The sequence below is a fragment of the Rahnella variigena genome, assembly GCF_003610915.1.
In the GTDB taxonomy this organism is placed as follows: Bacteria; Pseudomonadota; Gammaproteobacteria; order Enterobacterales; family Enterobacteriaceae; genus Rahnella; species Rahnella variigena.
On record NZ_NSDJ01000001.1, the window covers coordinates 4,113,014 to 4,127,932 of the forward strand.

Below are 14,919 nucleotides of genomic sequence, written 5' to 3' on the forward strand. Positions count from 1 at the left end.
AGGTGTCATCGACATGTCATTTATTTCCTTCGCTGAAACAGAATCAAAGCCAAAACCCTTCCAACCCGTTAATTCACAAGCATTTGTCAGAATAATTCAGAAACTGGCACGCTTTATGCCAACAGAGAGTTATACGTCGTATTTTCGTCGTCACCCGACATATCAATTAACAACGGATAATGAACATGAGCACTCTCAGCGAACTGACTACTAAAGCCGACTATATCGCCAGCAAAAACAGCCAGATGAAATCACAGTGGCATACCTATCAGAACAGCCTGATAAAGGCCGTCACCACATCAAATAAAAAGATTAATCATGAGTTTAACTGTGGAGAGGAACAGGACATCCGCTTTGTGCTGTTTAATCATTTTGTGGTGAGTATTCATCAGGGCGATGACTTTTACAGTCAGGAGATCATCTACAGCCTGAACATGGCGCAAGGCCAGGAAGAGGTGAATTTCAGAGCCTTCGCGCAGGCCAGATTAAGTGAAGATGGCCGCGTGGACGGCACGGTGGACATCCATGATAAGAACGCCGTGCTGGAACATTATCTGAATAAAATCTCCGCTATTTATCAGTGCCTGTTTGATTCCCTGCACAGTAATCAGCCGGTGCATCCGCAACTGGAGAAATTACTCCGCCATGCTGGATAAAAAACCTAAAACATTATTTACGGTCAGGTGGGAATAATCTTTTCGCCGAAAATATTGACCGGTTTTTTGCGGATCTAATGCCGACATAAATGTCGAAATGTCAATTTAAGTGCCGATTTCGTCACCTTTGACGAAATACCAAGGAGACTTCATGCGCAATATGGCCGCCATGAATCAGTATGTGATCGCGGACCCCAAACTTTGTATCGGCTGCAATACCTGCATGGCGAGTTGTTCGCAGGAGCACCAGCTTCACGGCCTGCAATCCGAACCCCGCTTGCAGGTGATGCGCAACCGGCTGGATTCTGCGCCGGTGATGTGTCACCAGTGCGAAGACGCGCCGTGCGCGCAGGTCTGTCCGGTGAACGCCATCACCCGTGAAAACGACGCCATTCAACTTAACGAGAGCCTGTGTGTGAGCTGCAAACTGTGCGGCATCGCCTGTCCGTTCGGGGCGATAACGTTTTCCGCCAGCACTCCTGTCGATATCCCACGTGACTGCAATACCTCAAAAGCACTGCCCGCACCGCGTGCGCCACGTGCAGTCAGCCCGTTTCTCGACTGCGTGCCGGGGCTTCGCGCCGTGGCAGTGAAATGCGATTTATGCAGCTTCAGCCCGGAAGGTCCGGCGTGCATCAAAACCTGTCCGACCCAGGCCATCACGCTGGTTACCGCCAGCCTGTCTGAATATTCCAGCCAGCAAAAACGCCTCAATGCCATGAACGTTTTCCCCGCCGGACTGACTTCACTGAACGCCCCTGATACGGAGGCTAAATAATGACGACTCTATTTACCGGTGAACCGGCGTCGTTACTGGCGCTGGCGCTGCTGATTTGGGTGCTGAGCGGCCTTGGTGGCTGGCTTCTGGCGTCCATGACGAAAATCAGCAGCCTGATTTTTGGCGCAGGCGGGATGGCAGCGGCGCTGTGCGTTATCGCGGCGGCGTTACAGATTTTACAGGGCGGTGTGGCGGTTCAGGCCGTGCTGCCGGTGGTGCCTTTTCACGCTGAACTGACTGCGCTGAATGCCTTAATCCTGCTGGCGATGTCCGTCACCGCGCTGATGTGCAGCCTGTATGCCTGTGCGTGGCTGGCGAATGTGAGATCCCCTAAGCGCGCCCGCACCGGTCTGATGTGCAATCTGCTGATGGCCGCACTGACAGCGGCGGCGATGTCGGCCAGTGCCGTGGAACTGATCCTGATGATGGAACTGGCTGCCCTGTGCGCCTATTTCATGATTGTTCAGGCCGACGATGTGAAAAGCCGCCGTGCCGGTCTGAATCAGTTTTTATCCGGCCGCCTCGGCACACTGTGTCTGATCCTGGCCTTCGCCCTGCTGCATCACGCCAGCGGCAGCGTCAATTTTGAGGTGCTGCGCCATGCGGCGTTCACGCCGGGCATTAAATCGGTGACCTTCCTGCTGGCGCTGGCCGGTTTCGGGCTGTACGCCGGGATTATCCCGCTACACGCCTGGGTGCCGCAGTCGCATTCCAGCGCGCCTGCTCACGCCGCCGCCCTGTTCTCTTCTGCCCTGATGAAAATCGGCATTATCGGCATCGTAAAAGTCGGTCTGGATCTGCTGGGCGCACCGCCACTCTGGTGGGGCCTGATGGTATTGCTTCTGGCAATCCTGACCGCGTTTATCGGCGGGTTGTATGCGCTGATGGAGCATGATATCCGCCGTCTGCTGGCCTATCACACGCTGGAAAACGTCGGGATTATTTTGCTCGGTATTGGCGGGGCAATGACCGGCGTGGCGCTGAACCAGCCGGTGCTGGCTTCCCTTGCGCTGCTGGCGGGTCTGTTCCATCTGTTCAACCACGGACTGTTTAAAACGGCGCTGTTCCTCGGTGCCGGTGAAATTGAAATGCAGACCGGCATAAAGGACATGGAAAAACTCGGCGGTATCGCCCGTCTGATGCCGTGGACAGCGGCAGCGATGCTGATCGCATTAATGTCGATGGCCGCGCTGCCGCCGTTAAACGGTTTCGCCAGTGAATGGCTGCTGTACCAGTCGCTGTTCCAGCTGAGCAGCAGCCACGTCTTTATCGCCCGCCTGATGGGGCCGCTGCTGGCGGTCGGTCTGGCCCTGACCGGCGCGCTGGCGCTGATGTGTATTGCCAAAGTTTTTGGCGTCACGTTCCTGGGTACACCGCGCAGTCAGGCTGCCGCAGACGCCACACCGGCACCACGCGCCATGACGTTCAGCACCGTATTACTGGCGTTGTTGTGCGTGATTTCCGGCATAGCTTCCCCGTGGATTATTCCGCAATTCTCTGCTGTCGCCGCCTCCGTACTGAACACGCCGGTTCTGCTGGCTGCTCAGCATGGCGTGGCGTTCTCGCCGGCGTCTGCGGTGTCTGCCCCGATGGTGGCCATTTTGCTGCTGGGAATGCCGTTAGTGCCGTGGCTAATCGCCGCAGTTTTGCGCGGCGCGCGGCTGCCAAACCGTTCGCGTGGCGATGCCTGGGCCTGTGGTTACGCGCACTCCGCCGACATGGTGGTGACGGCGACCGGTTTCGCCCAGCCGCTGCGCGTGATGTTTGCCCCGCTTTACCGTCTGCGCAGCCATGCGACACCGGCGTCACTGGTTTCAGCCCTGCACCGTGGCTGGCTGGGGGCGTTCTGCCGTCGTCTGGCGTTCATCGAACTGGCCGTATTACTGGTCGTGGCTTTTGCCTGAGGAACTGACTATGAACTTTCCTTCCCTGCTGGCCGGTTCGCTGTGGCCGCTGGCGCTGATTCAGGCGGCGGCATTGCTGGCTGTCGCTCCGTTATTTGCCGGATTCAGCCGCGTGATGCGTGCGCGGATGCACAACCGGCGCGGACCCGGCGTATTACAGGAATACCGTGATATCGCCAAATTACTCCGGCGACAGAGTGTCGCGCCCGCGGCGGCAGGCATGGCGTTTCGCAGTATGCCGTATCTGCTGACCGGCGGTTTACTGGTCATCGCCACTGCCCTGCCTGTGGTGACGCTGACATCGCCGATGGGCGCGGCGGGTGATCTGATCACCGTTATCTATCTGTTTGCGGTAGTGCGTTTTGTGTTTGCCATCGCCGGACTCGACACCGGCAGCACTTTCACCGGCATAGGCGCCAGCCGTGAAGCGGTACTCGGCGTTTTGGTTGAGCCCATTTTGCTGCTCGGCCTTTGGGTGGCGGCGCTGGTCGCCGGTTCCACATCACTCGGCGCGATTGCGGCGCGGGTACTGCACTGGCCGGTTTCCTCGTCATTAACCCTGATTCTGGCCGGTCTGGCCTGTGCGTTCGCCACTTATATCGAAATGGGCAAGCTGCCGTTTGATATGGCCGAAGCCGAGCAGGAGTTACAGGAAGGTCCGCTGACCGAATATTCCGGCGCAGCGTTAGGCGTGGTGAAAATCGGCATCAGCCTGAAACAGCTGGTGGTGTTGCAACTGTTTCTCGGCCTGTTCTTTCCGTTTGGACTGGCAGAACACATTACGCCGCTGACGCTGCTGATCGCCGTGGTGTTGTGTCTGCTGAAACTGCTGATCGCGGTGTTTGTGGTCGCGCTTATCGAAAACAGCGTCGCCCGTCTGCGCTTTCTTAAAACCTCCCGCACTACCTGGGCGGGATTCGGTCTGGCGTTTCTGGCGCTGGTTTCCTGGCTGGTCGCAGGCTGACCTGACATTTTTCTTGTCCCGCTGCGGCGGGAAGAGGCTTTGCAATGAGTGAGTTCAACACCGCATTAAATCAAAACCCGGTCGGCAAAGAGTATCTGGCTGCGCTGGCAAAACAGTTTCCGTCGGCGATTCTGGGCAGCGAATGGCAGACCGATACGCAGGCGACCGTCACCATCAGGCTGAACTGGCTGCCGGAAGTGGTCGAATGGCTGTATTACCAGCAGGGCGGCTGGCTTTCCGTACTGTTCGGTAACGACGAACGCACGCTGTGCGGCAACTACGCGCTGTATTACGTGCTGTCGATGGAGAAAGGCGTGAAGTGCTGGATAACCGTGCGCGCCGAGGTGGATCCGATTTCACTGGAATTCCCGTCCGTGACACCGCGCGTACCGGCGGCGGTCTGGGGTGAGCGTGAAGTGCGTGATATGTATGGTTTGCGTCCGGTAGGGCTGCCGGACGAACGCCGTCTGGTGTTGCCGGATGACTGGCCTGACGATTTATATCCGCTGCGCAAAGACGCGATGGATTACCGCCAGCGCCCAGCACCTACCACGGATGAAGAAACCTATCCGTTTATTTCTGAGGCCAAAGAGGGCAGCAAAATTGTGCCAATTGGCCCGCTGCACGTCACTTCTGACGAACCCGGACACTTTCGTCTGTTTGTCGATGGCGAAGACATTATCGACGCGGATTACCGATTGTTCTATGTGCATCGCGGCATGGAAAAACTGGCCGAAACCCGCATGGGCTATAACGAAGTGACGTTCCTGTCTGACCGCGTGTGCGGCATCTGCGGCTTTACTCACAGCGTGGCCTATACCTCGTCGGTCGAAAACGCGATGGGGATTGTGGTGCCGGAACGCGCCCAGATGATCCGCTCCATTTTGCTGGAAGTAGAACGCCTGCACAGCCATTTACTGAACCTCGGGCTGGCCTGTCACTTTGTCGGTTTTGACTCCGGTTTCATGCAGTTTTTCCGCATTCGTGAGCAGTCGATGAAGATGGCGGAAATCCTGACCGGTGCGCGTAAAACCTACGGTATGAACCTGATCGGCGGCATCCGTCGCGACATCTTAAAAGACGACATGATTGCCACGATTGCGCTGGCGGGCGGCATGCGCCGTGACCTGAATGAGCTGGTGGATATTCTGCTGAGTACCGCCAATACCGAACAACGCAGCATGGGCGTTGGCATTCTGGATCCACAGGTGGCGCGCGATTTCAGCAACGTCGGCCCGATGGTGCGCGGCAGCGGTCACCGCCGCGACATGCGACAGGATCACCCTTACGCCGGTTACGCCAAACTGCCGTTTGAACTGTACAGCGAAACCGGTAACGACGTTTATTCCCGCCTGAAAGTGCGCATTCACGAAGTCTTTAACTCCCTGAATATGATCGAGTTTGGCCTGCAAAGCCTGCCCGGCGGCCCGCTGGCGGTAGAAGGCTTTAATTATATTCCGCACCGTTTCGCGCTCGGTTTTGCCGAAGCGCCACGCGGTGACGACATTCACTGGAGCATGACCGGTGACAATCAGAAGCTGTTCCGCTGGCGCTGCCGTGCGGCGACCTACGCCAACTGGCCGACGCTGCGCTATATGTTGCGCGGCAATACCGTCTCCGACGCACCGCTGATTATCGGCAGTCTCGACCCTTGCTATTCCTGCACCGACCGCATGACGGTGGTCGATGTACGCAAGAAAACGTCCATCGTCGTGCCCTACAAAGAAATCGAACGTTACGGCATCGAACGCAAAAATTCGCCGCTTTAAGGAGCCGCTCAAATCATGCTGAAACTGATTAAAAAAGTGCTCAAAACCGGCACGGCAACGGTGGGATATCCGTTCGAACCGCTGGATTTAGCGCCCAATTTTCGTGGTAAGCCGCAATACACCGCGCAACAGTGCATCGCCTGCGGCGCCTGCGCCAATGCCTGTCCGTCGAACGCGCTGACCATGACCACGGCAGAAGACGGCGAAACGATCCGCTGGCAGCTGTTTTTAGGGCGCTGTATTTTCTGCGCCCGCTGCGAGGAAGTCTGCCCGACGGCGGCGATCAAATTGTCTCAGGAGTTCGAACTGGCGGTCTGGCGCAAAGAAGACCTGTATGAAACCGCAGATTTCCCTGTCTGCCATTGCCGGGAATGCGGCAAACCTTACGCCGTCCAAAAAGAAATCGACTTTGCGCTCAGTCTGTTACAGGAAAGCGCCGCGCTGAGCGACCGGCAGACAGACGATCGCCGCCTGCAGTATGAAACCTGTCCGGCGTGCAAAAAAATGCACGGTCTCTCTTCCAGCGACCGCATTGATATTGGCCGCCATATGACTACGGAGGCCCGCTGATGAGCCATAACCCGATTGCGCCGCGTGACGAGAATGGCCTGCCGGTGCCCGTTACGCTTGATGAAAGTATCGCCGCGCTGAAATCGACATTACTCAACAACATCCGCCGCTCCGCCTACGTTTATCGCGTGGACTGTGGCGGCTGTAACGGCTGTGAGATTGAGATTTTCGCTGCTATTTCGCCGCTTTTCGACGCCGAACGCTTTGGCATCAAAGTCGTTCCGTCGCCGCGCCACGCGGACATTTTACTGTTCACCGGTGCCGTCACCCGCGCCATGCGTATGCCCGCTTTGCGCGCCTGGGATTCCGCACCGGATCCGAAAATCTGTATTTCCTACGGCGCGTGCGGTAACAGCGGCGGTATTTTCCACGACCTTTATTGCGTCTGGGGCGGCACCGACAAAATCGTGCCCGTGGATGTTTACATTCCCGGCTGCCCGCCGACACCGGCCGCCACCATTTACGGGTTCGCGATGGCGCTGGGTTTGCTGGATCAAAAAATCAAAGGCCAGCAGCACGACGTGGCCGCCGCAGAACCGGCTGCTTTATTGCATCCGGACTTGCCGCAGCCGCTGCGCGTGCTGCTGGATCGTGAAGCACGCCGGATGGCAGGCTACCGCTATGGTCGCCAGATAGCCGATCAGTTTATCGAACTCGTCGCTGCCCCCGGTTTACAGCCGGTGGAACAGCGCGTTGCGACTTATCTGGCGGAACAGGGTGACCTGCGTCTGAGCGAAATCGTCGGCAATCTGCAACACATTTATCAGCAGGTGCTGCGTGGCGAGGTGCGTATGTGATGACTTCCGTCAACGACCAGCGCTACGCGCGCCATCAGCCTTATGCCGGTCATACGCCCGACAAAAACAAAGTGGTTTTCTATTCGCTGAGCAGCAAGTTCGTCGATGAGAAAAGCGCACAGAAACGCAGCTCGCAGAAAGCGCAGGAAGTGATTTATTACAGCCTGGCTATCGGCCATCACCTCGGGGTGATCGACTGTCTGCAATCGCGCCTCGAATGCCCGCTCGACGGCTATCTGGGCTGGATTAACTGCCTGGCGGAAAACAGCGAAGCGCGCCGCAAACTGGCCGGTGTCCAGCGTTTTGGCGAGATCAATATCGACAGCAGCCACACGCATTTGCTGGCACTGGCGCTGCGCGATGCGCGTCCGCAGATGAATGCCGAACAGCAAGTCTGGAGCGATCAGCTTATCGCCCTGCTCTCGCAAATTGAACACGACCCCGCCATGTACCTGATGGTCAGGAGATACGATGCCTGATTACCCTGAGAATCTCCCCCGCTACGCACTGTTGTGCGTGGGCAACAGCATGATGGGCGACGATGGCGCAGGCCCCCGTCTGGCTGAACTGTGCGCGGAAAAACCGCTGCCCGGCTGGACAGTGGTGGACGGCGGTGCCGCACCCGAAAACGACATCGGCTTTTTACGCGAACTGTGTCCGCAGCATCTGGTGATTGCCGACGCTACCGATATGGGGCTGGCTCCCGGCGAAATGCGCATTATCGCCGAGGAAGATATCGCCGACATGTTCATGATGACCACCCACAATCTGCCGCTGACTTTTCTCATGCAGCAACTGCGTGAGGATATCCCGCAGATCACGTTTGTCGGCATTCAGCCAGACGTTGTCGCGTTTTATTACCCGATGAGCACCGCCGTGGAACAGGCGGTCAGACGCCTGCATCAGTTGTTACCGCGACTGGAAACCGGTCTGGGGATCGCCCCTTTTACTGTTTCGACATAACTGTCGATACGGTGACGACGCAGACATGACGTCAGGGGAAAATTTCGTCAGCGGCGCATCGGGTAAATTTAACCTGCTGAATTTAATGATTAAAAATTAAGAACAGGAACTGGCACGCTTTATGTATAGCCAGTATCTGAAACCAATGACTTAGGAATTAAATCATCATGAACCGGTTCATCATCGCCGACCCTAAAAAATGCATCGGCTGCCGTACCTGTGAAATTGCCTGCGTGATGGCGCACAGCGATTCGCAGGATATCTCGCTGCTCAATGCCGAGACCTTCGCGCCACGTTTACATGTGATCAAAGGCGTTAATCTCAGCACTCCCGTCATGTGCCGTCAGTGCGAAGACGCACCCTGCGCCAATGTCTGCCCGAACGGCGCGATTGCCCGCACCGGCGACCACGTTCAGGTGATGCAGGAACGCTGCATCGGCTGCAAAACCTGCGTCGTCGCCTGCCCGTATGGCGCGATGGAAGTGGTCACAAAACCGATTTTCCGCCAGAACGGCGCGGCGATGGTCGCGACCTCCGATAAAGCCGAAGCACATAAATGCGACCTGTGCTATTTGCGCAGCGAAGGCCCGGCCTGCATGGAAATCTGCCCGACCAATGCGCTCTTCGCCATCGACCGCAACCAGTTACAGGAAATGAACGCAGAAAAACGCCGCCGCGCTGCGCTCGACAGCACTTCACCCTTGCTGTTTTAACCCCGGATAGAGGAAGTCATTCAATGAAAAAAGTTACTACTGTCTGCCCGTATTGCGGCGCCGGATGCAAACTGAATCTGGTGGTGGATAACGGAAAAATTATTCGCGCCGAAGCCGCGAACGGCGTGACCAATCAGGGCGAACTGTGCCTGAAAGGCTATTACGGCTGGGATTTTCTCAATGACACCAAACTGCTGACACCACGTCTGACGCAGCCGATGATCCGCCGTCAGAAAGGCGGCAAATTCGAAGCCGTGAGCTGGGATGAAGCCATCCGTTACACCGCGCAGCGCCTGAAAGAAATCAAACAAAAACATGGCCCGCGCGCCATCATGACCACCGGTTCTTCCCGCGGTACCGGCAATGAAACCAACTACGTGATGCAGAAATTTGCCCGTGCGGTGATCGGCACCAACAACGTCGACTGCTGTGCCCGCGTGTGTCACGGCCCGTCAGTCGCCGGTTTACAGGCCACGCTCGGTAACGGCGCAATGAGTAATTCCATCGGCGATATCGAGAACTCAAAATGTCTGCTGGTGATCGGCTATAACTGCGCTGATTCCCATCCGATCGTCGCCCGCCGCGTGATCAAAGCCAAAGAAAAAGGCGCACAGATTATCGTCTGCGATCCGCGCCGCATCGAAACAGCGCGTATTGCCGATCAGCATCTGCAAATCAAAAACGGCTGCAACATGGCACTGGTGAATGCTTTCGCCCATGTGCTGATCGAAGAAAATCTGTATGACCACGATTATGTCGCCAAATACACCGAAGGCTTCGAGGAGTATCGCAAAAACGTCGCGGATTACTCGCCGGAAGCTGTTGAAGAACAGACCGGCGTTTCTGCGCAACAAATCCGTCAGGCAATGCGCACCTATGCCGCCGCGCCTTCCGCCACCATTATGTGGGGCATGGGTGTCACGCAGTTTGGTCAGGCGGTAGACGTAGTCAAAGGGCTGGCAGGTCTGGCATTGCTGACCGGCAACCTCGGACGTGCCAACGTCGGCGTCGGTCCGGTGCGCGGTCAGAATAACGTGCAGGGCGCGTGCGACATGGGCGTGTTGCCTAACGAATTCCCCGGCTATCAGTCGGTCACTGATCCGAAAGTCCGCGCAAAATTCGCCGATGCCTGGGGTATCGACGTCAACCAGATGGACACCGAAGTCGGCCTGCGCATTACTGAAATCCCGCATCTGGCAATTGAAGGTAAGGTCAAAGCCTATTACATCATGGGCGAAGATCCGTTGCAGACCGAAGCCGATTTAGGACTGGTACGCAAAGGGTTCGAGGCACTGGAATTCGTGGTAGTGCAGGACATCTTCATGACCAAAACCGCTGAACAGGCGGATGTGATTTTACCGGCCACCTCCTGGGGTGAGCACGGCGGCGTGTTCTCCTGCGCGGATCGCGGTTTCCAGCGTTTCGAGAAAGCTATCGAGCCGAAATATAACGTCAAACGCGACTGGGACATTATCAGCCTGCTGGCAACGGAGATGGGTTATCCGATGCATTATCAGGATAACCAGGAAATCTGGGACGAAATGCGCAGCCTTTGCCCGCTGTTCTACGGCGCAACCTACGAAAAAATGGGCGAACTCGGACACGTTCAGTGGCCTTGTACCACGCTGGAAAGTCCGGGGACACAGTTCCTTTACGCCGATAATCACTTCGATACGCCAACCGGAAAAGGCCAGCTGTTTGCCGCCCCGTGGCGTGCGCCTGCCGAAGTGCCGGACGGCGATTATCCGCTGGTGCTGTGTACCGTGCGCGAAGTCGGTCACTACTCGTGTCGCTCGATGACCGGTAACTGTGCCGCACTGCAAACACTGGCCGACGAGCCGGGCTTTGTCCAGATGAACCCGGTGGATGCACAGGCACTGGGTATCCGCGACCAGCAACTGGTCTGGGTGGCATCTCGCCGCGGCAAAGTCATTTCACGCGCCAACTACAACGAACGCATCAACGCCGGTGCCGTGTACATGACGTATCAGTGGTGGATCGGTGCCTGTAATGAGCTGACGCAGGACAATCTCGATCCGATTTCCAAAACGCCGGAAACCAAATACTGCGCGGTAAAAATAGAACAGATTGCCGATCAGCGCTGGGCAGAAAATTACGCACAGCAAACCTACAGCGACATGAAAGCGCGCCTGCGCAGTGCCGTCGAAGATGTGATCCCGGTGGTTGAGGTTTAGTTTGATTTAGCTCCTCGCCAAAAAGAAGGGGTTTTAAGCTCCTGCCTGAGGGGTGGAAATTGGGTTTTAGTTTTGCTCCCTCCCCTGCGAAGGGGAGGGTTGGGGTGGGGTATCAGGAGCAACTCTGAATATGAAGTTGCCATTAATACCCCCTCCCAGCCTCCCCCTTCGCAGGGGGAGGAGCTTTGAACCCATTCTTCTCCCTCCCCTTCGCAGGGACCAAAACCACCCTTGAGATTTATGAGGTATTTATGTCTGATTCCGGTCTGCTCATTCGCATCTGCGGCAAAGTCCAGGGCGTCGGTTTCCGGCCTTTTGTCTGGCAACTGGCCGATCGTCTGCAGCTTTGCGGCGAAGTGTGCAATGACAGCGCCGGTGTCGAAATCAGGCTGCTTGCACCGGTTAATATCGAAACCTTTATCGGCCAGTTACAACGCGACTGCCCGCCGCTGGCTCGTATCGACAGCATCAGTTTCGACCCTTTTGAATGGCAAACACCGCCGAAAGATTTCACCATCACGCCAAGTCGCCAGAGCCAGATGGACACGCAGGTGGCGCCAGATGCAGCGACCTGCCCTGAATGCCTGAAAGAGATCACGCGCGCGGGCGATCGTCGTTTCGGCTATGCCTTTACCAACTGCACCCATTGCGGTCCGCGATTTACGCTGATCCGCGCGATGCCCTACGATCGCCCTTCCACCAGCATGGCGCAGTTCGTACTGTGTCCGGCTTGCCAGCAGGAATATGACAATCCTGCCGACCGGCGTTTTCACGCTCAGCCGGTGGCCTGTCAGCACTGCGGTCCGCAGCTGAGCGCCACATTTCAGGATGGCAAAATTCAGGCGCAGGATCAGGCCGCGCTGGCACTCGCCGTTGCCGCATTACGGGCGGGAAACATCGTCGCCATCAAAGGGCTGGGCGGTTTTCATCTGGCCTGCGATGCCACGCAGCAGGACGCGGTGATGCGGCTGCGTGAGCGGAAATACCGGCCGTCAAAACCGCTGGCAGTGATGCTGCCGGATGTCAGCTGGCTGGCGCGATGCAGCGATGACAGTCCCCAGTTTGCGCTGCGTGAACTGCTTGAATCCCCCGCAGCGCCGGTTGTGCTGGCGACGAAAAGCGCGATGTCACCGCTGTGTGCCGCCATTGCGCCGGAGCTTAATGAAGTCGGCCTGATGTTGCCTTTCACGCCATTACATCATTTGCTGATGCAGGAATATCAGACGCCGCTGGTGATGACCTCTGGTAATGCCACCGAATGCGCTCCGGCGCTGGCTAACTCTGAAGCACTTGAACAACTGAAAGGTATTGCCGATCTGTGGTTGCTGCATAACCGCGATATCGTTCAGCGGGCCGATGATTCGCTGGTGCGGCTGACGGCGCAGGGAACCGAGGTGTTGCGTCGTGCGCGCGGTTACGTGCCAGATGCGCTGCCGTTGCCGCCGGGTTTTGGTCTGCAGCCACCGCTGCTCGCACTGGGCGGCGATCTGAAAAATACGTTTTGTCTGGTGCGTGGTCATCAGGCCATTCTCAGCGCGCATTTGGGCTCGCTGACGCACAGTGATATCGCGGAGCAACAGCAGCAGGCGATTGCACATTTTCAGCAACTTTATGACTGCACCCCGGTGGCTGTCGCCCGCGATGCGCATCCGGGTTATGTCAGTCACCAGCAGGCTGAGAGCCACGCAGTGCGGACAGTAGATGTCTTTCATCATCACGCGCATATCGCCGCCTGTCTGGCGGAACATCACTGGCCGCTGGATGGCACAAAGGTGATTGGTCTGGCGCTGGACGGCCTCGGTTATGGCGAAAAAAACAGTCTGTGGGGCGGTGAATGTTTACTGGCCGGTTATCTGCATTGCGACCATTTGGGCGGATTGCCTGCCGTCGCCCTGCCCGGCGGCGACCTTGCCGCACGCGAGCCGTGGCGTAATTTACTGGCGCACTGGCAGGCGTTCGTGCCGGACTGGCACACGCATCCGCAGGCGCAATCACTGCTTTCACAACCATGGCAGCCGCTGTCAAAAGCCATTGCTGCCGGGATCAATTCTCCGCTGGCGTCTTCCTGCGGACGTTTATTTGATGCCGTCGCCGCCGCGCTGGGCTGTGCGCCGCCGCAACTGAGCTGGGAAGGCGAAGCCGCCAGCCGGCTGGAAGCACTGGCGCATCAGGCGTACGGCATTTCACATCCCGTCACAATGCCGCTGCGGCAAACCGAAAGCGGCACGTTGCTGGATCTGGCGACGTTTTGGCGACAATGGCTGGACTGGCAGGCATCGCCCGCCGCACGGGCCTTTGCTTTTCATGACGCACTCGCCCAGGGCTTCGCCGCCCTCGCCCGTTATCACGCGGTCAGAACCGGCATCCGCACCGTCGCTACCGGCGGCGGCGTGCTGCATAACCGTTTGCTGCGCCAGCTTTTACATCGCTATTTAGCGCCCCTGAATGTGCTGATGCCACAAAACATTCCCGCTGGTGATGGCGGTCTGGCGCTGGGCCAGGCCCTCATTGCCTGTGCCCGTCTGCAACATACTTCTGCTCAGATTTCTTCTGGTTTTAAAAATAAGGATCTCCATGATTAACCGTCAATTTTTCTCTTCGAACCGCCGTGCGTTCTGGCTGCTGGCCGGACTGGTGGCCGTGAATTTACTCGCCTGGGGATGGGCACTGGCGGTGTTTCGTCACAACGCGGCGCTGATCGCCGCGTCATTACTGGCCTACAGCTACGGACTGCGGCACGCAGTCGATGCCGATCATATTGCGGCTATCGATAACGTGACGCGCAAGCTGATGCAACAGGGGCAGCGGCCGGTCGCCGTCGGGGCATTTTTCTCCCTTGGACATTCCAGCATTGTGGTGCTGGCCTGTGTGGCGATTGCCGCCACCTCGCTGGTCTTCGGCAATAAAATCGGCTGGCTGCATGATTACGGCAGCACTATCGGCACGCTGGTTTCCGCGCTGTTTTTACTGCTGATGGCGCTGCTGAATGCGCTGATCCTGCGGGACGTTTACCGTCGTTTTCAGAAAGTGAAACAGGGAAAAAGCTTTACCGCCAAAGAAGAACTGCACGTGGTACAAGGCGGTGTGATGAGCCGGATCTTCAGCTTCGCCTTTAATCTGGTGAATAAAAGCTGGCAGATGTATCTGGTGGGATTTTTATTCGGGCTGGGTTTTGATACCGCGACTGAAATCGGCCTGCTGGGTATTTCTGCCGCAGGTGCGTCTTCCGGCATGTCGGTGTGGAGCATTCTGGTGTTTCCGGCGCTGTTTGCCAGCGGCATGGCGCTGGTCGATTCGCTGGACAATTTTGTGATGGTCGGTGCCTACGGCTGGGCGTTTGATAAACCGGTACGCAAGCTTTATTACAACATGACCATTACCGCCACCAGCGTGGTGATCGCCCTGTTTATCGGCGGACTGGAAGCTCTCGGACTGCTGGCCGACAAACTCGATTTGCACGGCGGGTTATGGACCATTGTTGAACGTCTTAATGACAATATGGGCAGCGTCGGATACGCCGCCGTGGCGATTTTCCTGGTGTTCTGGGGCATCTCTGCGCTCAATTACCGCCGTAAAGGCTACGACAATCTGGCAGTGTGATCGTCTTTAA

At 57.2% G+C, this 14,919-nt stretch carries 13 protein-coding genes; all 13 read left to right on the forward strand.

Going from position 1 to position 14,919, the window contains the following annotated elements:
- Positions 1-185: 185 nt before the first annotated feature.
- The 13 genes from hycA (at position 186) to CKQ54_RS18920 (ending at position 14,909) form a co-directional block, all read left to right on the forward strand.
- Positions 186-656: a formate hydrogenlyase regulator HycA gene (hycA, locus tag CKQ54_RS18860; protein ID WP_120161664.1), complete on the forward strand. Its 471-nt coding sequence runs from the start codon at positions 186-188 to the stop codon at positions 654-656.
- Positions 657-825: 169 nt separating this feature from the next.
- Positions 826-1,434: a 4Fe-4S dicluster domain-containing protein gene (locus CKQ54_RS18865; protein ID WP_120161715.1), complete on the forward strand. Its 609-nt coding sequence runs from the start codon at positions 826-828 to the stop codon at positions 1,432-1,434.
- On the forward strand, positions 1,434-3,338 hold the full coding sequence (locus CKQ54_RS18870; protein WP_120161662.1) for a proton-conducting transporter transmembrane domain-containing protein: 1,905 nt from the start codon (positions 1,434-1,436) through the stop codon (positions 3,336-3,338). Before CKQ54_RS18865 ends, CKQ54_RS18870 begins: the two co-directional genes overlap by 1 nt.
- A gap of 10 nt (positions 3,339-3,348) precedes the next feature.
- Positions 3,349-4,302: a respiratory chain complex I subunit 1 family protein gene (locus CKQ54_RS18875; RefSeq protein WP_120161660.1), complete on the forward strand. Its 954-nt coding sequence runs from the start codon at positions 3,349-3,351 to the stop codon at positions 4,300-4,302.
- A 44-nt stretch (positions 4,303-4,346) separates the two neighbouring features.
- A complete protein-coding gene (locus CKQ54_RS18880; RefSeq protein ID WP_113876983.1) occupies positions 4,347-6,071 on the forward strand; it encodes a hydrogenase large subunit in 1,725 nt (574 codons plus the stop codon).
- Between the two features lie 15 nt (positions 6,072-6,086).
- Positions 6,087-6,641, forward strand: coding sequence for a formate hydrogenlyase complex iron-sulfur subunit (locus CKQ54_RS18885; protein ID WP_120161658.1), 555 nt, complete (start codon positions 6,087-6,089; stop codon positions 6,639-6,641).
- Positions 6,641-7,438: an NADH-quinone oxidoreductase subunit B family protein gene (locus tag CKQ54_RS18890; RefSeq protein ID WP_120161656.1), complete on the forward strand. Its 798-nt coding sequence runs from the start codon at positions 6,641-6,643 to the stop codon at positions 7,436-7,438. The genes CKQ54_RS18885 and CKQ54_RS18890 overlap by 1 nt, the downstream gene beginning before the upstream one ends.
- Positions 7,438-7,917, forward strand: coding sequence for a formate hydrogenlyase maturation HycH family protein (locus tag CKQ54_RS18895; RefSeq protein WP_113876980.1), 480 nt, complete (start codon positions 7,438-7,440; stop codon positions 7,915-7,917). Before CKQ54_RS18890 ends, CKQ54_RS18895 begins: the two co-directional genes overlap by 1 nt.
- On the forward strand, positions 7,910-8,401 hold the full coding sequence (gene hycI / locus CKQ54_RS18900) for a hydrogenase maturation peptidase HycI (protein ID WP_120161654.1): 492 nt from the start codon (positions 7,910-7,912) through the stop codon (positions 8,399-8,401). Before CKQ54_RS18895 ends, hycI begins: the two co-directional genes overlap by 8 nt.
- 167 nt (positions 8,402-8,568) lie before the next feature.
- Positions 8,569-9,114: an electron transport protein HydN gene (gene hydN, locus CKQ54_RS18905; protein ID WP_112290053.1), complete on the forward strand. Its 546-nt coding sequence runs from the start codon at positions 8,569-8,571 to the stop codon at positions 9,112-9,114.
- Positions 9,115-9,137: 23 nt separating this feature from the next.
- A complete protein-coding gene (gene fdhF / locus CKQ54_RS18910) occupies positions 9,138-11,309 on the forward strand; it encodes a formate dehydrogenase subunit alpha (RefSeq protein ID WP_120161653.1) in 2,172 nt (723 codons plus the stop codon).
- Positions 11,310-11,560: 251 nt separating this feature from the next.
- Positions 11,561-13,891 carry a carbamoyltransferase HypF gene (gene hypF, locus CKQ54_RS18915; RefSeq protein WP_120161651.1) on the forward strand — a complete coding sequence of 777 codons (2,331 nt, stop codon included), beginning with the start codon at positions 11,561-11,563 and terminating at the stop codon, positions 13,889-13,891.
- On the forward strand, positions 13,884-14,909 hold the full coding sequence (locus CKQ54_RS18920) for a HoxN/HupN/NixA family nickel/cobalt transporter (protein ID WP_120161650.1): 1,026 nt from the start codon (positions 13,884-13,886) through the stop codon (positions 14,907-14,909). Before hypF ends, CKQ54_RS18920 begins: the two co-directional genes overlap by 8 nt.
- Positions 14,910-14,919 lie beyond the last annotated feature (10 nt).

What these genes read in the sequence shown, in the direction of transcription:
- fdhF (WP_120161653.1), top strand. Translation starts at nt 9,138, where the DNA reads ATGAAAAAAGTTACTACTGTCTGCCCGTATTGCGGCGCCGGATGCAAA.
- hycA (WP_120161664.1), top strand. Translation starts at nt 186, where the DNA reads ATGAGCACTCTCAGCGAACTGACTACTAAAGCCGACTATATCGCCAGC.
- CKQ54_RS18880 (WP_113876983.1), top strand. Translation starts at nt 4,347, where the DNA reads ATGAGTGAGTTCAACACCGCATTAAATCAAAACCCGGTCGGCAAAGAG.
- hydN (WP_112290053.1), top strand. Translation starts at nt 8,569, where the DNA reads ATGAACCGGTTCATCATCGCCGACCCTAAAAAATGCATCGGCTGCCGT.
- CKQ54_RS18895 (WP_113876980.1), top strand. Translation starts at nt 7,438, where the DNA reads ATGACTTCCGTCAACGACCAGCGCTACGCGCGCCATCAGCCTTATGCC.
- CKQ54_RS18890 (WP_120161656.1), top strand. Translation starts at nt 6,641, where the DNA reads ATGAGCCATAACCCGATTGCGCCGCGTGACGAGAATGGCCTGCCGGTG.
- CKQ54_RS18920 (WP_120161650.1), top strand. Translation starts at nt 13,884, where the DNA reads ATGATTAACCGTCAATTTTTCTCTTCGAACCGCCGTGCGTTCTGGCTG.
- CKQ54_RS18870 (WP_120161662.1), top strand. Translation starts at nt 1,434, where the DNA reads ATGACGACTCTATTTACCGGTGAACCGGCGTCGTTACTGGCGCTGGCG.
- CKQ54_RS18885 (WP_120161658.1), top strand. Translation starts at nt 6,087, where the DNA reads ATGCTGAAACTGATTAAAAAAGTGCTCAAAACCGGCACGGCAACGGTG.
- hycI (WP_120161654.1), top strand. Translation starts at nt 7,910, where the DNA reads ATGCCTGATTACCCTGAGAATCTCCCCCGCTACGCACTGTTGTGCGTG.
- hypF (WP_120161651.1), top strand. Translation starts at nt 11,561, where the DNA reads ATGTCTGATTCCGGTCTGCTCATTCGCATCTGCGGCAAAGTCCAGGGC.
- CKQ54_RS18865 (WP_120161715.1), top strand. Translation starts at nt 826, where the DNA reads ATGAATCAGTATGTGATCGCGGACCCCAAACTTTGTATCGGCTGCAAT.
- CKQ54_RS18875 (WP_120161660.1), top strand. Translation starts at nt 3,349, where the DNA reads ATGAACTTTCCTTCCCTGCTGGCCGGTTCGCTGTGGCCGCTGGCGCTG.